Consider the following 17,512-nt stretch of genomic DNA (forward strand, 5'->3'; position numbering starts at 1 on the left):
AAAGACTCCCGCCATTGCGTGTTCCCCTATTGTTTTACTAGATAAAAAGATCTATAATTAATCAGTATATAGAGAAATTTGCGAATATTTAAAAGGAGGGGTCGAATGAAGTCGATTAGAAACCGAATGCGTTTTCTGTTAATCGTGGCGGTTGTTGGAATCTTTGCCATCTTTAGTTTTTCTACATATTTCTTTCAAGAACAAAAACAGATGGAACAGCGAACGCAAGAAGTGCAGCAGTCACTCGCTGATAGTCAAAAAATTAATTACTTAATGTCTAAAACCTTGATTGAGCAACAAAAGTTCTTTCATAACCCGAGCGCTGAGCAAGGGGAGGCAACAGCAGCCGCCATCCAATCAGTGAAAGAAACAGCTACTAATTTTGCTAACGCTTATAAAAATTATCCTAAGATCGAAAGTCAGTTCACTGAAATCACTAAGAAAGCTATAGAATATGAAAAAGAATTAGGTCCTTTGGTCAATATGTATAAATTAGTGGGGTTTACTGAAGATGAAGGGCTGCATCAACACATTCAAACGTCCTATGAAAGTTTCAACGGTGTCATTGAGTCCGTGAATAGTGACCCATTGAAAAACTCTTTACTTGCCATGAAGGTAAGCGAACGCAATTACATCAACGAGCCAAACTCCGAGCAATTATCCGCATTTAAAACCAGCTCTCAAAATTTCAAAGACACGATTAAAGAAATGGATTTGGATGCCGAGCAGTCTGCCACCTTAAACCGGAACCTTTTGAAATATGAACAGACGATCAACTCCATGGATAATACATTCAATCAGGCCAACGCCATCCGCACGTCCTTTGAAAGTATTGCAGCAGATGTTTCCAGTCAAGCTGATCTCGTCATGACCACAGCCAATGAATTACATGCTTCCCTGCTTGAAGAACAGCAACAGCGACAGCAGTGGTTAACAACATTACTCGCTATTATTGGTGGAATCATTTTATTAGTCATCTTGACCACGGGGGTCTTCTTAATTCGTTCCATTAAAAAATCCATAGACAGTCTTAAAGAAAGCGCCACGATTATTGGTGATGGCGATCTATCTCATCGTGTAGATTTGACTTCCAAAGATGAGATGGCTGAGCTAGGTTTACAGTTTAACCACATGGCCGCCAGAATGGAACAGTCCGTACGTAAAGTGCTTCAAGCAACGGGTGTCCTTAATACATCTTCTGAAAGTCTGACTTCTATTTCTGATCAAACAGCAAATCAAGCAGAAGAAGTGAACGAAGCCATTAGTCAGGTAGCAGCTGGATCTCAGGATCAAGCTCAAAAAATCGATGAAACCCATCAATTCATCCAGCAAGTCACAGAAGCTATCATCGATACAAAAAAAGCATCAGGAACGATCGAAACGAAACTGATGGAAGCAGAAACCGAAGGACATGCCGGTTTACAAACGGTCGCTGAGTTAGAAAAGACTTCAAGAGATTTTATCGAACTTGCTTCACACATGACAGAGGAAGTTCAGAACGCTTCAAGAAAATCTGAAGAAGTCAATAAAGTGGTCACAACAATTGAAGGGATTGCAGACAGTACAAATCTTTTGGCCTTAAATGCCGCTATTGAATCCGCCAGGGCTGGTGAAGCAGGAAAAGGTTTTGCCGTCGTTGCCGATGAGGTTAGAAAATTAGCGGAGCGGTCGAAACAGGAAGCAGGAAGCATTCAAGAAATGGTCGCAACCATGTCCAGCCAAATGACGACTCTTTCTGATGAAGCAGAGAAATTTAAACACTTCCAATCTTCACAAGATAAAGCTGTCACGCAAACCAAAGATGCTTTCGACCGGATCGCCTCCTATGTACAATCTATGAATGAACAAATTCAGGAAGTAAATGAAGCCGTTGAAGGTGTGGATCGTGTAAATGAGGAAGTAAAAGAAAGGCTGCAAAGTATTAGTGTGATTTCTGAAGAAGCAGTAGCTACAGCAGAAGAAGTCGCGGCCTCTAGTGAAAATCAATTAACATCAATAGAAAAAGTTCACCATTCAGCTACTGACCTTCAAGAACTTTCTCAGGAACTGTCTGCTGAAATCAGCCAGTTCAACATCAATGAAAACCCATCAATAGAAGGAAATTCTGATGACGCGTTTAAGGAAGCGGGAGAGCAATTGGAAACAAAAGAAATTAAAGAAGATCCAAATTCAGAAGCACATAAAAAAGTAGAACCTGTCCATGAAGAAGAAAGACTTTCTTCCTAACCATCAGGAAGTCCAGCAGAAGTTCCTTTGCTGGACTTCCTTTTTCACATCTTTCATACTAAAGAAAAGGGAAATTTAAGGAGGATGTACCAATGGAATTAACCATTTATCTAGCAGGGCAGATTCATGATGATTGGCGAAATGAAATACGAAAAAAAGCAGAAAGAGAAAAGTTATCCATCCACTTTGTAGGTCCTCAAGAGAATCATGCACTTTCTGACGATATTGGGGAGAAGATTCTAGGGGAGCAGCCAAATAAAACCTATCGTGATGATGCTGCATCGAGCATAAATAATTTCAGAACACGTGTGTTACTCCAAAAATCCGAGGCCGTCATTGCTTATTTCGGTGAGTCATACAAACAGTGGAATACGGCCATGGATGCAGGTGCTGCCATTCAGGCAGGAAAGCCGTTAATTTTAGTAAGACCTGAATCACTTGTCCATCCACTCAAAGAATTATCTAACCAGGCCGATGTAACCGTGGAGACTCTGGACCAGGCCCTAGAGGTCCTTACCTACTTATACGAATAAACCTCAAAAAATTATTAAAGTATATGACAGGATTCTTGAAGACTCAGTTTCGAGATGTTTTTTGAGTGGATGGGGCTGCGGGGAATGACTCGCTTTCCGCGGGAGCGCGGTGAGCCTCCTCGAGCTTCGCTCTGTGGGGTCTCACCAAGCACTTTTTTCCCGCAGGAGTCTCCCCATTCCCCTCCGCCCCTTTGCCATGGAAGATTCTCGAAACCACTTCTGAAAAAATCAGCTTGTATGATTGAGGGAAGTGGATAATATCCCCCCCTCCACAGCTGGCATTCACAACGTAAAAGCTTGATACAGAGCGCTTTATGCATGCTTAGGAGAGAAGGGTGGGAGAAACTCCTTCTCGGTATAGGGGTTCGTTTCTCCCTTATATGGAATGGGGTTGTTGGGAAGCTGCGAGACTCCCGTGGGAGAAGGAGATAGGCGAGATCCCGCAAGGCAATAGCCTGAGGAAGCTCGGCGCTCCCCCACAGGAAAGCGAGTAGCTTCCCAACCATCCCTGACTCCTAATACGGCAAACGAACCCCGGTTATCTCGAAACTGAGTCTTCCAGAAAAGGGAGCTTATCTACAATAAACTGTAAGACATAAGAAAAGGATGCATCTAATAAAGATGCATCCTTTTCTTATTGATCATAGGACCACTGTCCTTTTAATAATTTCACTACATGGGTGAACATTTCTTCCCTGTGAATGACACCATTCGTAAAAATACCGATGGCCCCTTCGTTTTTTCTTACATCGTGTTTGTCCGTAAATTCATCCATGACTTCTCCAAGCTCTTTCCCCTTTTCCAACCCTGCTTTAATTTCATCAGGGAGTAGGATACGAGCACCACTCGCGGTGTAGACGTTTTCTTTACCGTCTACTAGTGCCCCCCAATTACATAAGTAAAGGTCATCTCCAATCTCCATGACTCCACCTTCAAGTCCAATTCCTATATGAGCTTTGTTTTGAGATGCACATTCTCTCGCACGATTGATCGCCCCTTCTAATGTCTCTTCATCAGAAAAAGGTTGAGCTGCAACTTTCGATTCTACTTCCATTCCGATGACTTCCATCTCCGGAAATACACTTTTTACGGATTCAATTTTCGTAGGGTTTTGGGATCCCACATAAATTTTCAGCATAGCGAGCACCTTTCTCCTTCTCTAGCCGTTTATTGCCATTATCTCTCTTGATTGAGGACTTCATACAAGATCAATGGGACCTGTTCACCAATTTTAGCATAAAGTCACTTCGGCTGAAATCAGCTGGTGTGACTTCTATTTCTTACACATTTCTTCTGATTTGTTCCACGGTGTTTTGATCTGTTGTTTTTACCAGTTGAATCAGGAGTTCTTTCGCTGCAGCATAGTCATCCACATGAATAATAGAAGAGGATGTATGGATATAACGGGAACATACACCAACAACCGCGGATGGAACCCCGTCGTTCGCCATATGAACTCTTCCGGCATCCGTTCCTCCTTGAGAAACAAAATATTGATAAGGAATATCATGGGTTTCAGCAGTATCTAGAATAAATTCACGAATCCCTCTGTGTGTAACCATCGAACGATCTAGAATTCTTAGGAGTGCCCCTTTACCTAACTGGCCAAACTCCTTCTTATCCCCGCTCATATCATTGGCAGGAGACGCATCTAACGCATAAAAAATGTCTGGTTGGATCATATTAGCGGCTACTTGTGCCCCCCGCAGTCCAACTTCTTCTTGAACCGTAGCACCTGAGTAAAGCTTGTTTGGAAGCTTTTCTCCTTGCAATTCTTTTAAAAGCTCGATGGAAAGGCCGCAGCCATAACGGTTGTCCCATGCTTTTGCCAGGACTTTCTTTTCATTAGCCATTGGAGTGAACGGGCAAATCGGGACAATCGGCTGCCCTGGCTTTATACCAATTTCCTTAGCATCATCTTTGTCATCTGCACCGATGTCAATGAGCATATTTTTAATTTCCATCGGCTTTTTCCGTTGTTCTGGTGTCAAGTTATGTGGAGGGATGGAGCCAATTACTCCTACTACAGGGCCTTTCTCTGTCATAACCTGAACACGTTGTGCAAGCATGACCTGATTCCACCACCCTCCAAGGGTTTGGAAGCGAAGCATGCCGTTATCGGTAATTTGAGTAACCATGAATCCTACTTCATCCATATGGCCTGCTACCATAACGGTAGGTCCTTTTCCATTCTTCAACCCAAAAACGCCACCCAAACGGTCTTGTACAATCTCATCTGAGTACTTTTCAAGTTCCTGCCTCATGAACTGACGGACAAGGTGTTCATTCCCAGGCGCGCCTGGGAGTTCGGTCAATGTTTTAAAAAGACTTTGCGTTTCTTGATTCATATGTACATCTCCTTTTTTTCCTTCTTTCCATAGTTTAACGGAATTTTGAAAACGTTTCTACAAATGAGTCATGTTTATAAGTTTTGATTTCCTTTTATCGGGTATATTTAGTATACTGGAGATTAGAAATAAGTTGTGAGGTGATTGGTTGATGAACTGGAAAAAAGTCGCAATAGCAGCTGGTGTAGGAGCATTGGCAGGCTACGTAGTAAAAGAGCAATTAAGTAACGGCCAAGGAGTGACTCCTGAAAAAGCATTAAAAATTGCTAAAGAAGCTTTTAAAAAGCAAGGACCGATCAGTGGCTCATGGATTTACATGAAGCCAGAAGAATTGAACAAAAACGGAATTAATTACGATGTGTACCGTGGAGGCATTTCAAAAAACCAGGACGGCGAAACATCTCAATTTGAATTTTACATCGATACGGAAACAGGAACAATTGTTGACGTTGCTGAAACTACAGCTTAAACACAAAAATACCCTCGTACTCGAGGGTATTTTTTTATTGATAGTGATGTTCTCTTTCCTTTAGCTTGTCCAGGATCTGTCCTTGCTCATCAAATTTCAATGCTCTGTATATGGCATCATGGTAAAAAACATACCAAGCACGACGTTGATAGCCATACTCCATCCACTTTTTCTTCTCATGCACAGAAGTTACAGGATAATCATCATACGCAAGGGCCCAGAGTGGATTTTGATGAGCATGAGTTGGCATAAGGTCTGCCATGTGAATGAATACATCATCACCATCTTCAAAAGTGATGATCGAGTGTCCATTACTATGGCCACTTGTATGAATCATCTTCAAACCAGGCAGCAAATCAAACGAATCTTTAAACGTATGTACCTTTCCTTCGACCGCTTCCCAATTTGCTTGCCAATACGTATTCTTTGACCTCATGTTCGGATGGCGCATTTCCTGCCATTCCACTTCGCTCGTATAAATGGTAGCGTTAGGAAAAGTAGGAACGAGCTGATCCTCTTCCCACCTCGTCATTCCGCAAGCATGATCAAAATGCATATGAGTCATAAGCAATGCGTCGATCTCTTCCGGCTTGATATTTAAGCTATCTAAACAACGGAGGACGGATGACTCTTCCCAAACTCCAAAATTCCTCTTCTGCTTATCTGACATCTTTTCATTGCCTATACCTGAGTCGATCAGCATCTTTTTCCCATCAACCTCTAACAAAATCGGGTCTGTTCGCAATTCAATTTGATTGTTTTCATTCACGGGATATTTTTTGCTCCATAAAGGTTTCGGAACTACTCCGAACATCGCTCCTCCATCCATGTGAGTCACCCCACCATTCAACCACGTCAATGAAGCTCGTCCCACTTTCAGGTTTTCCACCGGCAATCTCCTCCCAATAACAAAGATAGCTCTAGTTTATCATAATAACTAGAGCTAATGAAAACGGTATCATATAGGGAAACGTGCCGTACAACGATAGATGGGTTGTCCCTTTGCAGAAAACTTTTCCTCATATTCTGTCTCCACATTTAAAGGGTCTTCATCTGCATGCAAGTCAACGGAGACATCTTCCAGTATCATACCGAAATTTGAAAAGCTGACGAGAGAATACTCAAAGAGCCCTTTATTATCTGTCTTCAATGTCACTTGTCCTTCTTCCTTCAACACGGCTTTATACTGTTCTAGGAACGTATGGAAAGTCAACCGGCGTTTTTCATGTTTATTCTTCGGCCATGGATCTGAAAAGTTCAAGTAAATATGATCCACTTCGTTATCTTCAAACAAATCCCTTAGGTCTTTGGCATTTTCGTTGACCATACGGACATTGGTTGTTTCAGCTGCCAGGACTTTCTTGACCGCTCCGACAATCACACTCTTCACGAATTCCAACCCGACAAAGTTAACATCCTGATGCTGTTTCCCCATACCAGCAATAAACTGACCTTTACCTGAACCTATTTCTAAATGCAAGGGCTGCTCTTGGTTATCGAAAAGCTCCTTCCATTGTCCTTTCATATCAAACGGTTGTTGGACGACAACTTTATCATTTTCCCTTAAAAAGTCATCGGCCCACGGTTTATTTCTTAAACGCATGTATTGGATTCCTCCTTCTTATCGATAAAATGGTACCACGAAGCTGCTAAAAATAAAAATTTTTCTCGTTTTCCTTGTTATATGAGGAAAAACAGATCTAACTCGTTTATATAAGACAATGCATGAGCTAATGATGCATCAATATGATTATCAACGATAAATTTCGAAATATGAATGGTTTATGGGGTTGGGTTGTAAGCGCTTACTGATATAGTATTAGAATCGTGCATTATTAAATAAACAGGAGTGATGATCGAAATTATGAAAATGATCTCTAAAGCGATTGAACTGACTGTATTGGCTGTTTTCTCTGTCCTATTCGCAGGTTATGCACTATTTATATACCCTTTTGAAAAATTATCAGAAACGATGAGCGCTGAAGTAAAGGAAAAGAAACTAAAATATACACCAGCTACAGAAAAAACCGTTGCGTAAGCATCGGTTTTTTTCACATCCAACCCTCTCCTCTTCCACTAACGCTCCCTTTTCTGGAAGACTCAGTTTTGAGACTTTTGTGTGAGTTTAGGGGCTGCGGGAAAAGGTTCGCTTTCCATGGGGCGGGCGGTGAGCCTCCTCAGGCTACGCCTTCCGGGGTCTCACCTGTCCCACACGTCCCATAGGAGTCTCACCGTTTCCCTCCGCCCCTTTGCCATATAAGTGTCTCGAAACCACTTCCAGAATAAGCTGCTTTTATGCACAGATTTAATGGAGGGTACGAACTTGCAGACACTCTATTCTGGGTGCGGAAAGCTTGTTATGTAGCGCTTTATGAATATAACACAAGGATAGTGGAAGCCCCCCCCACACAGTAGCAGGGTTCGTTTCTCACCTTCATGGAATGGGGTGGTTGGGAAGCTGCGAGACTCCCGCGGGAATGGATTGACTGGCGAGACCCCACAGTGCGAAGCACGAGGAGGCTTGCCGTCATCCCCGCAGGAAAGCGAGTGGCTTCCCAACCACCCCTGACGCTCCACACGGCAAACGAACCCCGAAAAGTCTCGAAATCGAGTCTTCCACAATTCTGCCATTTAGTTGAATATGAAATTTAAAAAAGTTCCATCTGAATAAAATTCAGATGGAACTTTTTTATATGATTTCATGCTTTTTCATAATTTTTTTCAGCTTCTCGGTCCGAATGGAAGCTTCATCGTATTCGCCTCTCATTTGATGCCATTGAATGAAAGCCAGGGCCTGCGATACAGAGTACCACTTCATTCGTTCAAACATATGAGAGTCAGGGTAGATTCCATATTCTTTTAACCATACCTTCCAATGATCTTCGGGGATATAATTATACAATAGCATTCCAAGATCAAGAGCTGGATCTGCTACCATTGCGTTATCCCAGTCGATAAGGTAAAGCTGGTCTTTGGAAGACAACAACCAATTATTATGGTTTGTATCGCAATGACAAACGACGTGTACATCATGGTGGACATGGTGAGCGTGTTTTTCTAAAAACTTGATGGCTTGATGAATTTCGATCCGGGGATCTACTTGATCCAGAACCTTTTGGTTTTCTTTTATATCTCTCAGTACTTCATCTGGTGTTAACGGATGTTTTCCGAGCCTCATGAGCATATCAAGAAGTTCTGTGGAATGATGGATTTTGCTAAGAAGGTTTGCCACACGTCTATGTTTCATCTCCTCAGGCTTCAGTTCGCGTCCTTCCAGCCACTCCTGTGCTGTAATTACATCTCCGTTCTCAAGCCGTTTGGTCCATACAAGCTTTGGCACAATACCTTCAGCAGATAAAACAGCTAAAAAGGGGGAAGAATTACGTTTTAAGAATAAACGTTTCCCTTCGGTCTGAGCGTAGTAGGCTTCTCCTGTCGAACCGCCTGCTGGTGTTATCGTCCAATTACTACCAAGAATATGTTCCAACCATTTCACCTTCAATTCCTCAAATCCTCTTGTGATTGAATCACGACTTTGTTTGTTGTTCTAGTATATCGTACTTTGGTAATGATCCAAAATTTTCATGATACCGATTCAACAGTTACCTTATTTTAGATTAACCCATCAATCTGTCAACTTTCAAGAGATATCTATCAATCCAAGTAGAATGTTGTCGATGTTTCCGCTTTCTTGATGCTGCAATCACAGCAAGAGCCATTTTGACCATCCACTTGAAAAGGGAGCGGTTGTCCCGAGCTTATATGCACAGAGGAAGCTTTCCATTCTTCCACTTCCTTCATCTTTGTATGCAGACCAAAAAATACGCTGATCAACATGGCCAGCAGCTTCTTTTTAGATATCGGTTTGACTACAAGGATGGATAACCCTTTACTGTTTATGTTCGCCTTTGGGGCAATCTTCATTCCACCACCATAATAAGGATGATTGGTTATGGTCACCATCATGGCTTGATGGATGTTCATTTGTTTCCCATCAAGAGAAAGCTCAAATTGGATGGGTTTGGCCTTCGATATGGATCGCAGAAGAGCAAGAGGATAAGTAAGTTTAGTTATATGAAGCCTTTTTGTCCATGAGCGGTATTTTTGCTGATTGGCTGCCGCTACCACCACACCATCAAGCCCAAAGCCGATACTATTCATAAACGTACGCCTTCCATGCTTCTTCCTATTATTAAGACTGTAGTTTGCAAGATAGACCTTTGATTTCTTTGGGTTTCTCACATAGGATCGAAAAAGTTTTAATCCTCGCTTCTTCAAGGACATCCCTCTGGCAAAATCATTCCCTGAACCCGCTGGTATAAAACAAACAGGAGTTTCAGAATAATTTATTATTCCATTCACGACTTCATGGAGCGTACCATCCCCTCCAAGGACAATAATCCCTTTCAAAGACTCATGATGGATTTTGGTCACTTGAAGGGCCAGTCTTTCTGCATGCCCGGTTTCTTCAGTTAGGAATGACCGACAATTCTCTTTTTTATATAGCGGTTCTTTTTGTATGCGCCGAAACAGGCTCATTGCTTTACCATTACCAGCTACTGGATTGACAATCATTATGTACATGAGACATTTCTCCTACCTATGTGATCATATCATTATACAACGTTCCTATTATTCTAGTATACTATTAGTAAAAAAGGAGGGGTATACTTTGGCAAAGGATTGTCAATATTGTGGTACTTCTGTATTTATTCCAGAACAGGGAGCATTAGTTTTGAACTCCATACATCCTCATCAAGGAGGAAAGGAATTTCCACTTCGTCTCACCTATGAAAGTCCGAAGGCAAAAGTTTATAGCTATAAGAATAAAGATGAATTAAGACTTGCTCTGGTGGATTGGTTTGAAGGTTCAACGCCAGATTATTGGGTACATATTCTCAATACCGAAAACTCTCAATCATTTCCGATTTCTATTCAACATTTATATGAAAGATTGCAATACCCTGAATTAGCGGAGTTGATCCATTCCGGATCTTTTCAATCACACTTACAGCCCATTGTTGACATGAAGAACAACCGCGTTTACGGATATGAGTCTCTACTTCGGACGAAAGACCTTTCTGTACCACCCGGCGAATTATTTTCATATGCCAGCCGCTCTGGTCTCCAATCCATGCTTGATCAAAAAGCACGCAGAACAGCGGTAAAAGCAAAGTCAGAACATCTGAATGCGGGAGATAAGATATTCATCAACTTTCTACCATCGACGATTTATGTACCGGAATTTTGCTTGAAGCACACGTTCCAAATCGTTAAAGAATTTAACATTGATCCAGAAGATCTTGTTTTTGAAGTCGTTGAAACAGAAAAAATCGATGATGTGGAACATTTAAAATCCATCCTCGAAACCTATAAAGCGTCGGGAATGAAAGTGGCATTGGATGATGTCGGCTCCGGTTACAGCACATTAGAGATGCTCAGTCTGCTTCAACCGGATTATTTGAAAATAGATCGTTCTTACATTCAAAATTGTCATTCGGATGGAAACAATCAAGCTTTTCTATTCGAAGTGATGGAACGAGCAAAACAGTTGAACATCCATGTTCTCGCTGAAGGGATCGAATTGCAAGAAGAATGGGAATGGCTTCAACAATTAGGTGTTGATTTTGGCCAGGGTTACTACATCGGAAAGCCACAGGCTGTCCCGGAAAAGGAATTCATCCTTCCGTAAAACTGTCTTCCATGTCCCATTCCGGGCGTTTAACAGCGATTGTCCTGCAATGTTTCAACAAAGCTTCTGCTACCTTCAATTGGTCATGCTTCAATGGAGATTTTAACGCCCTTTTCTCATGAAACCATGTGGTATATTGATCTTTACCAATCCAGTCGGTTCTATAGGGAACTTGTTCCGAAACAAATCGCATATTTTTAGACAAGACGACTTTGCGATATGGAAAGTCCAATTGATATTTATTCAGTACACTTTTTACAAATGTTTCTGTTCTGCGGAGGGAGTGCATCGGGCTCAACACCTTGCTTTGCACCCCCTCCTTTTCAATATTCCAGCTATTTTCTGAAGTAGGATGAATGGATTCGCCGTTTGGGTGAGAGAGGAGAGAGATGATTTCAATACCAGATGGACCGATAAGCAGATGGTCGATCTCCACCTCTGCGTTTTTCATTTGCACAACAGGTTCAAACATAAGAAGAAAAGTATCCGGAAACCTTTGTAAAAAATACTTCAAGTCAGAATTTTGCTTGTAAGAGGGATCCAGAAATGATTTTTCCATTAAAGTAGTCGTCGCCCATTTCAACTGAAAAGGAATTAAACCATCTAAGTAGTATTGTTTTAATTCTTCCGTTGAGGAAGGAAAATCATCTTCGCTCAAAGGATTTTTTATGGATTCCTCCGCTTCTTCTTTCGATTTCTTTTTAAAAAACTTTTTAATCCCTTTCTGCTCCTCTTCTTCTATTCTTTTGCCATGTTCGATTGGCTTTTCAACCCAACCTTGTTCGAACCGTTTTTTCATTTTATTCCAATGATCACTTTTTAATTTTACATATTGGCTGGGATACTGATAGATATTTGTTTCATATCTGGAAATATAATCATTTAATTTAATCAATTGTGCCATATTAAATCTTCTGACCACCTTTAATCGTCGCAACTGTTTCATACTTTGGATGCTTTCCAGGATGGATTCGGAAAATGGAAAATTCGTTCACGACCATTTCATACGTTTCAAAAAGGACAGAGTCCTCGGAAGCCTCCATTAATGGGGAGACCCCTTCTGCCTGCTTTTTCGCTAATGTGATATGGGGATTGAACTCGCGTTTTTCCTTTTGAAAACCTAACTTTTCACCAATCCCATCCACTTTTTCTTTTGTTTCCAACAAGGAAGGTGCCTTCTCCACTTGTGCATGGAAAACCCTCGGTCGCTCCTGATCACCGAAACAACCAGCCGGACCCACAGTTAAAGAATACTCAGAAGGCCAGCTTTCATTTTTCAAACGTTGGACATATCGTTCAATCCTTTCATCGGAACAACTACCGAGAAACTTTAATGTGACATGCAAATCTGCTTTCGCCGTCCAATCTTTATAGTTCATTGTCTCTCTCAGAATGGATTGCCAGTTCATCAATTTTTCACTAATCTCAGAATGGACTTTTATACCAATAAAATAATGACTCATGCCATACGCCCCTTCATTTCAGGTTGAACCATTTTATTAACGACCAGGAGAATGATGATTCCTATAAAAGTCACGAAAGAAAACACACCATACATGAACGACACACTGTAAAGATCAATCACCAATCCTCCAACGAATGTAAAACAAGCATTCCCAAGTCCGTTTCCGACAGCTGAATATAAGCCCACAGCCGTAGCCCTTACATCGTCCGGCGCCAATTCCCGAACCAGGATGAGAGCAGCGGGTATGTAGAGTCCCACGGAAACCCCCTGGGCAATCGTCGTTGCGTAGACGACTGTACTAGAGGGTTCAAAATAATAAAACAACCATCTTAAACAAGAGACCGATGCACTGAAAATGATAATAACTACAACGCCAAAACGATTGATGACCATTTGAGCGAACTTCATGAATGGTGCTTCACTTCCAGCGGCAAGCAGAAAGGCAAGTCCTACCCCTGAAAGCGTCCCTCCTACAACTAATATAAACGTACCAAAATAATAATTATTCGCTAAGACAGGACCAAAGATGAGAAAGTTAGATACAAGAAAAAGCAGGAATGGCTTTTCTTTAATTAAGGTCTTTAATCCCTCTCTAAAGGAAACCGTCACCTCATCGGCGCGCTTTGGAAATTCAAATAAAGTCAGTAAAGCGAGCAGTAATCCTAATGAAAACGAATAAAAAATCCAATTCATTGAACCAGTCGCTTCTGTCAAACGTCCTAAAACAAATACAGCCACAGCGAAACCAACGGCTCCCCAAAGGCGGATGTTACCATATTCCTTTCCATTCCGTTGGACAAAATTCAATGATAAGCTGTCAGACAAAGGAACGATCCCTGATTGAAACAATGCGATACAAATGATGCCTAGTAAGAGGACGGGGAACAATTGCAGCCAGGGATAAAAGATTCCCAGCACGGAAGCGAAAATGGAAGCGATCATTAACAACCGTTTAGGATTCCTTGTATAATCACTCAGCATCCCCCAAACCGGTTGTACAAAAATGGTGACCAGGGGGAGGGCTGCGATAACGATGCCGATTTGTGTGTGATTCAGCCCTTTTTCCTCTTCTAAAAAGACAGATAATAGAGGAAAAATCGAACCGAAGGCAAAAAAAGTAAAAAAGTAAAACATCTGAATAAAGCGATATGTTTTCTCCTTGGAAGGTTCGGACATTACGTGGTCCCTCTTTCTTTATCTTGTCAATGCATATAGACTTTCGGCATAGATTTCAATGGCCTTGATCATATCTGAAATTCTTACATGTTCGTCCCTTTGGTGAGCCGTATCCGGGCTATCATCAAATAAGGCCCCGAAAGCAACGCCTGCATCAAGGGCTCTCGCATAGGTCGCCCCTCCCATCGTCTTCGCTTTCGCTTCTTCACCAGTGACGTTGTTATAAACAGAAAGCAATGTGGTGACAAACGGATGGTCCTTTTCAAGGTGAATCGATGCTAGATGGTCGAAGACTTCATACGTGCCCTCATTTTTTGCAGCGAGATCTTTTAATTTCTGATCAATGGCTAAATAATCTGCACTCACAGGATACCTAAGGTTGAAACCGAGCTTACAGGTATGCTCATCCATCGCAATCGACCCGAGGTTTGAAGTGAGAGATCCAGAAACTTCATCCATTTGCTTTACATTTAAACCTTCCCCATCTGTAGATTCAAAGGCCTTATACATATTTTGTATAAATAATTCGTACTCATCATTTAGCGGAAGGGATTGTAGAAAACGTAATAAGGCTGTAATGGCATTCTGTCCTTCTTCTGGTTTGCTTGCATGCACGGCAATGCCTTTCACTTTCACCTCATATTGTCCGCCTGTAGACTTTACTGTCCCCTCAAGCTTGTGTTGGGCTAGATATTCGTTAAAAACCTCGTATATATTCAGGGGAGATTCAATCCATGCCGCTGCCTCATCAGGGACCATATTTAAACGGTCTCCACCTTGCACGGAGATTACCTTTGTTTCTCCCTCATTTTCAGGTAGCTTATAGGTGATGTAGCTGTCTAACAATCCTTTTTCAGCATGAATGACCGGAAAGGATGCATCGGGAGTGAAGCCTAGAGAAGGCATCGTCTCCTTCTTAAAATAATAATCGATTCCCTTCCAGTCTCGCTCTTCGTCGGTACCAAGAATTAAACGAATTTTTTTCTTAGGTTCAAACCCTTGTTCTTTTAAAAGTTTCATAGCGATGTAGGCAGCCATCACAGGCCCTTTATCATCTTGAGCACCACGGGCGTATAACTTGCCGTCCCTTATGGTCGGTTCAAAAGGGGGGGTGGTCCAACCGGCTCCTGCAGGCACAACATCCAAATGGCCAAGAACACCAATGATTTCATCACCATCCCCAAATTCAATGTGGCCGCCATGTCCATCTACATTCTTAGTAATAAATCCATCTTCTTCCCCAATACTCAGCATTTTTTCCAAAGCATCATGAATAGGTTTTCCATAGGGATACACAGGATCTTCTTCGTAAACACTCGAAATTTTCAACAACTCCATCACGTTCTCTAAATATTCCTTTTCGTAATTCTTACTCAACTTATGAAAGTCCATACTCATTCTCCTTTACTTAGAATTTTTTCATATGTCGGTTTGTCACATACAGCATATAACTCTGCCCCATCCGGTATAGATTCATCCAATTTGCGATTGATGGTTAGATCATTCCGATCAGCAATTAAAGTCGCACCATTATCAAGTAAAGACTGAAAAGCATCCCGATATGTTCTCCAGTTCCCTTTTTTCGGAATGTAATATAAGTCTTCTCCCACCGATCTCTTAAGCAACTGTCCATAGATGCCTGAGACACCTTTTCTGAAAGCTGAACGGACGGCAAGGGAAGAAATCGTTTCATTGGAAACGATGAATTCATCGATTTGGGCATGTTTGAAATTTTTCACATGTTTTTCTTCCATAATTTCCGCAATGGTATGAACATTGGGTGCTACCGTTTCAATAGAAGAAGCAATTAAGAGAGTTTTCCCATCTGTCATTTGTTCATTGCCCATTCGCTCATCGGCAAATATAAGAACGGCTTTTGCTTGAGAAATGTTCGCCTTTTCCAACGTATCTTCGTCCGAAGCCTCGCCTTTTATGTAGTGGATATTTTCTGTAAGAATCGGAGCTTCTTTTAATTGATCTATGATGACAATATTGCATTCCTTATTTGTTTCCATCATTTCCTTTACCGCAAAATGGGCTTTTTGAGACCATCCAATAATAACGAAATGACCACTCTCTTTATACACAATATCACCTTCCAACCGTTTTTTTCGAAAAATGGCTAAGCCATCAATAATTTTTCCTATCACAATACCAATAAGTCCAATACCTATGACATATAATAGTATCGCAATGGAACGTCCTGCCACCGTCACCGGAAAGTAGTCTCCATAACCTACAGTTGTAACCGTTGTCATCACCCACCAGAAACCATCAAAAAGAGTTGGGAATGTATCATTTTCTACAACAACGATTAAAATACTGGAAACAAGAATAAGAAGAGCGCTCGCAGTAAACAGTACAGTATTGTTTACTCTTACCATTTTCAAGAAAATCTTCCGAAGTAAAATCATAGTACCAGCCTCCTAACTTTTAATATTTTGTAAATTAGATGAATAATCTGTAAATTAAAACGATTATAGTAGCACGTTCCGTCTCATTATTGTAGAATGAAACCAACTTCAGAGATTCACATGCACCACAAGTTCCATACAATGACGATTAAGGAGTGGTTTTTTGAATCATCCATCATCCCGCATGCTCAATCGGATCAAAGCTGTTTACCTCTATATTAGAGACCGGGGAACAGTATCGACTAATGAGTTAGCAGACGAGTTCGGTATCACTGACCGTACTATGCAGAGGGACTTAAGCATTTTGGAATACAACGGGCTTGTATCAAGTCCGCACCGTGGAAAATGGACAATCACTGAAAAGAAAGTCAAAATATCATAGAAGATGAGGATATAGATGACACCCGGAAAAGATTCCGGGTGTTTTTTTGGTTGATCATTCAAAGATGTTTACTGTTCTAAGTTTGTGATTCCCATCAAATAGTCAATTTCTTCATCTGTCAGCTCTCTGTACTCGCCAAGGTCAAGATCCTCATCCAGCCCAAGTTCGCCGATCATCACCCTTTTAAGATAAGTCACCTTTTTATCAACGGCTTCAAACATACGTTTGACCTGATGAAATTTCCCTTCCGTGATGGTCAACTCTATTTCGGAAACATCGTCGGATTCGAGAATGACCAATTTCCCTGGCTTGGTCTGATATCCATCATCCAGAGTGACTCCTTCAGAGAATTTCCTCACATCTTCTTCTGTTACTTTTCCATCGATGACAGCGAAGTAAGTCTTCCCTACATCTTTTTTAGGAGAGGTTAGTCGATGATTAAGCTGTCCATCATTCGTGATCAACAACAACCCCTCTGTATCCTTATCCAGTCTGCCAACAGGGAACGGGTCAAATATCTGGTCCTCGGGCTGCAAAATATCAATCACCGTTGGATCATGCGCATCTTCCGTCGCAGAAATCAAATCGCCTGGTTTGTTCATCATCAAATAAATGTATTCTCTATACTCTACTTCTTCCCCCATCACCGTGACCAGATCTTCATCAGGATTTACGTGGGTTTTCGGACTTTTCTCAGGGTTGCCATTGATTCGCACGTTTCCGCCCTTCAAAAGTGTTTTCACTTCTTTTCTCGTACCATAACCCATGTTGGCTAAAAGTTTATCAATTCTCATCCTGGACCAAATC

General features: G+C 41.5%; 18 protein-coding genes. 6 read left to right on the forward strand and 12 right to left on the reverse strand.

Annotation, left to right across the window (positions count from 1 at the left end):
- Window positions 1-105 precede the first annotated feature (105 nt).
- Together ACJA3J_RS16050 and ACJA3J_RS16055 are read left to right on the forward strand one after the other, a co-directional pair.
- On the forward strand, window positions 106-2,226 hold the full coding sequence (locus tag ACJA3J_RS16050; RefSeq protein WP_406944593.1) for a methyl-accepting chemotaxis protein: 2,121 nt from the start codon (window positions 106-108) through the stop codon (window positions 2,224-2,226).
- A gap of 92 nt (window positions 2,227-2,318) precedes the next feature.
- Window positions 2,319-2,759 (forward strand): YtoQ family protein, encoded by a 441-nt coding sequence (locus tag ACJA3J_RS16055; RefSeq protein ID WP_089650488.1) that lies wholly within the window; start codon window positions 2,319-2,321, stop codon window positions 2,757-2,759.
- A 634-nt stretch (window positions 2,760-3,393) separates the two neighbouring features.
- Here the strand turns inward: ACJA3J_RS16055 and ACJA3J_RS16060 are convergent.
- Both ACJA3J_RS16060 and ACJA3J_RS16065 read right to left on the reverse strand, forming a co-directional pair.
- Complete coding sequence (locus ACJA3J_RS16060) at window positions 3,394-3,894, reverse strand: DUF84 family protein (RefSeq protein ID WP_406946307.1); 501 nt, start codon at window positions 3,892-3,894, stop codon at window positions 3,394-3,396.
- A 145-nt stretch (window positions 3,895-4,039) separates the two neighbouring features.
- Window positions 4,040-5,107, reverse strand: a complete 1,068-nt coding sequence (locus ACJA3J_RS16065; RefSeq protein WP_115825216.1) for a M42 family metallopeptidase — start codon at window positions 5,105-5,107, stop codon at window positions 4,040-4,042.
- A 151-nt stretch (window positions 5,108-5,258) separates the two neighbouring features.
- On the opposite strand from ACJA3J_RS16065, the gene ACJA3J_RS16070 reads away from it, so the two are divergent.
- Window positions 5,259-5,576, forward strand: a complete 318-nt coding sequence (locus ACJA3J_RS16070; RefSeq protein WP_089650486.1) for a PepSY domain-containing protein — start codon at window positions 5,259-5,261, stop codon at window positions 5,574-5,576.
- Between the two features lie 34 nt (window positions 5,577-5,610).
- Here ACJA3J_RS16070 and ACJA3J_RS16075 read toward each other — a convergent pair whose 3' ends face one another.
- Window positions 5,611-6,465, reverse strand: a complete 855-nt coding sequence (locus ACJA3J_RS16075; RefSeq protein ID WP_089650485.1) for an MBL fold metallo-hydrolase — start codon at window positions 6,463-6,465, stop codon at window positions 5,611-5,613.
- Between the two features lie 69 nt (window positions 6,466-6,534).
- Window positions 6,535-7,179, reverse strand: a complete 645-nt coding sequence (gene trmB / locus ACJA3J_RS16080; protein ID WP_406944594.1) for a tRNA (guanosine(46)-N7)-methyltransferase TrmB — start codon at window positions 7,177-7,179, stop codon at window positions 6,535-6,537.
- A gap of 261 nt (window positions 7,180-7,440) precedes the next feature.
- Here trmB and ACJA3J_RS16085 point away from each other — a divergent pair, with 261 nt between their 5' ends.
- Window positions 7,441-7,614 carry a hypothetical protein gene (locus ACJA3J_RS16085; protein WP_167355959.1) on the forward strand — a complete coding sequence of 58 codons (174 nt, stop codon included), beginning with the start codon at window positions 7,441-7,443 and terminating at the stop codon, window positions 7,612-7,614.
- 651 nt (window positions 7,615-8,265) lie between these two features.
- On the opposite strand, the gene ACJA3J_RS16090 is transcribed toward ACJA3J_RS16085, so the two are convergent.
- Together ACJA3J_RS16090 and ACJA3J_RS16095 are read right to left on the reverse strand one after the other, a co-directional pair.
- The gene (locus tag ACJA3J_RS16090) at window positions 8,266-9,072 is read right to left on the reverse strand and encodes a phosphotransferase (protein ID WP_406946308.1); all 807 of its coding nucleotides are present in this window, start codon (window positions 9,070-9,072) and stop codon (window positions 8,266-8,268) included.
- Between the two features lie 158 nt (window positions 9,073-9,230).
- Window positions 9,231-10,160: a diacylglycerol/lipid kinase family protein gene (locus ACJA3J_RS16095; protein WP_406944595.1), complete on the reverse strand. Its 930-nt coding sequence runs from the start codon at window positions 10,158-10,160 to the stop codon at window positions 9,231-9,233.
- An 88-nt stretch (window positions 10,161-10,248) separates the two neighbouring features.
- Here ACJA3J_RS16095 and ACJA3J_RS16100 point away from each other — a divergent pair, with 88 nt between their 5' ends.
- Window positions 10,249-11,268 carry an EAL domain-containing protein gene (locus ACJA3J_RS16100; RefSeq protein WP_406944596.1) on the forward strand — a complete coding sequence of 340 codons (1,020 nt, stop codon included), beginning with the start codon at window positions 10,249-10,251 and terminating at the stop codon, window positions 11,266-11,268.
- Here ACJA3J_RS16100 and ACJA3J_RS16105 read toward each other — a convergent pair.
- From ACJA3J_RS16105 to ACJA3J_RS16125, 5 genes are read right to left on the reverse strand one after another with little or no spacing between them, the layout of a single operon-like run.
- A complete protein-coding gene (locus ACJA3J_RS16105) occupies window positions 11,255-12,172 on the reverse strand; it encodes an NERD domain-containing protein (RefSeq protein ID WP_406944597.1) in 918 nt (305 codons plus the stop codon). The genes ACJA3J_RS16100 and ACJA3J_RS16105 overlap by 14 nt on opposite strands.
- A 1-nt stretch (window position 12,173) precedes the next feature.
- Window positions 12,174-12,731: an RNA 2',3'-cyclic phosphodiesterase gene (gene thpR, locus ACJA3J_RS16110; RefSeq protein WP_406944598.1), complete on the reverse strand. Its 558-nt coding sequence runs from the start codon at window positions 12,729-12,731 to the stop codon at window positions 12,174-12,176.
- Window positions 12,728-13,909, reverse strand: coding sequence for an MFS transporter (locus tag ACJA3J_RS16115; RefSeq protein ID WP_406944599.1), 1,182 nt, complete (start codon window positions 13,907-13,909; stop codon window positions 12,728-12,730). The genes thpR and ACJA3J_RS16115 overlap by 4 nt, the downstream gene beginning before the upstream one ends.
- Window positions 13,910-13,927: 18 nt before the next feature.
- Window positions 13,928-15,301 (reverse strand): dipeptidase PepV, encoded by a 1,374-nt coding sequence (gene pepV, locus ACJA3J_RS16120; protein ID WP_406944600.1) that lies wholly within the window; start codon window positions 15,299-15,301, stop codon window positions 13,928-13,930.
- Window positions 15,302-15,303: 2 nt separating this feature from the next.
- Complete coding sequence (locus ACJA3J_RS16125) at window positions 15,304-16,323, reverse strand: potassium channel family protein (RefSeq protein ID WP_406944601.1); 1,020 nt, start codon at window positions 16,321-16,323, stop codon at window positions 15,304-15,306.
- Window positions 16,324-16,507: 184 nt separating this feature from the next.
- Here ACJA3J_RS16125 and ACJA3J_RS16130 point away from each other — a divergent pair, with 184 nt between their 5' ends.
- A complete protein-coding gene (locus tag ACJA3J_RS16130) occupies window positions 16,508-16,705 on the forward strand; it encodes a DeoR family transcriptional regulator (protein WP_370551134.1) in 198 nt (65 codons plus the stop codon).
- 68 nt (window positions 16,706-16,773) lie between these two features.
- Here ACJA3J_RS16130 and ACJA3J_RS16135 read toward each other — a convergent pair whose 3' ends face one another.
- Complete coding sequence (locus ACJA3J_RS16135; RefSeq protein ID WP_406944602.1) at window positions 16,774-17,499, reverse strand: pseudouridine synthase; 726 nt, start codon at window positions 17,497-17,499, stop codon at window positions 16,774-16,776.
- Window positions 17,500-17,512: the final 13 nt, after the last annotated feature.

The organism is Halobacillus sp. SY10 (assembly GCF_045401165.1).
In the GTDB taxonomy this organism is placed as follows: domain Bacteria; phylum Bacillota; class Bacilli; order Bacillales; family Halobacillaceae; genus Halobacillus; species Halobacillus aidingensis.

What these genes read in the sequence shown, in the direction of transcription:
- ACJA3J_RS16085 (WP_167355959.1), top strand. Translation starts at nt 7,441, where the DNA reads ATGAAAATGATCTCTAAAGCGATTGAACTGACTGTATTGGCTGTTTTC.
- ACJA3J_RS16065 (WP_115825216.1), bottom strand. Translation starts at nt 5,107, where the DNA reads ATGAATCAAGAAACGCAAAGTCTTTTTAAAACATTGACCGAACTCCCA.
- ACJA3J_RS16130 (WP_370551134.1), top strand. Translation starts at nt 16,508, where the DNA reads ATGCTCAATCGGATCAAAGCTGTTTACCTCTATATTAGAGACCGGGGA.
- ACJA3J_RS16055 (WP_089650488.1), top strand. Translation starts at nt 2,319, where the DNA reads ATGGAATTAACCATTTATCTAGCAGGGCAGATTCATGATGATTGGCGA.
- pepV (WP_406944600.1), bottom strand. Translation starts at nt 15,301, where the DNA reads ATGGACTTTCATAAGTTGAGTAAGAATTACGAAAAGGAATATTTAGAG.
- thpR (WP_406944598.1), bottom strand. Translation starts at nt 12,731, where the DNA reads ATGAGTCATTATTTTATTGGTATAAAAGTCCATTCTGAGATTAGTGAA.
- ACJA3J_RS16105 (WP_406944597.1), bottom strand. Translation starts at nt 12,172, where the DNA reads ATGGCACAATTGATTAAATTAAATGATTATATTTCCAGATATGAAACA.
- ACJA3J_RS16125 (WP_406944601.1), bottom strand. Translation starts at nt 16,323, where the DNA reads ATGATTTTACTTCGGAAGATTTTCTTGAAAATGGTAAGAGTAAACAAT.
- trmB (WP_406944594.1), bottom strand. Translation starts at nt 7,179, where the DNA reads ATGCGTTTAAGAAATAAACCGTGGGCCGATGACTTTTTAAGGGAAAAT.
- ACJA3J_RS16070 (WP_089650486.1), top strand. Translation starts at nt 5,259, where the DNA reads ATGAACTGGAAAAAAGTCGCAATAGCAGCTGGTGTAGGAGCATTGGCA.
- ACJA3J_RS16050 (WP_406944593.1), top strand. Translation starts at nt 106, where the DNA reads ATGAAGTCGATTAGAAACCGAATGCGTTTTCTGTTAATCGTGGCGGTT.
- ACJA3J_RS16135 (WP_406944602.1), bottom strand. Translation starts at nt 17,499, where the DNA reads ATGAGAATTGATAAACTTTTAGCCAACATGGGTTATGGTACGAGAAAA.
- ACJA3J_RS16115 (WP_406944599.1), bottom strand. Translation starts at nt 13,909, where the DNA reads ATGTCCGAACCTTCCAAGGAGAAAACATATCGCTTTATTCAGATGTTT.
- ACJA3J_RS16095 (WP_406944595.1), bottom strand. Translation starts at nt 10,160, where the DNA reads ATGTACATAATGATTGTCAATCCAGTAGCTGGTAATGGTAAAGCAATG.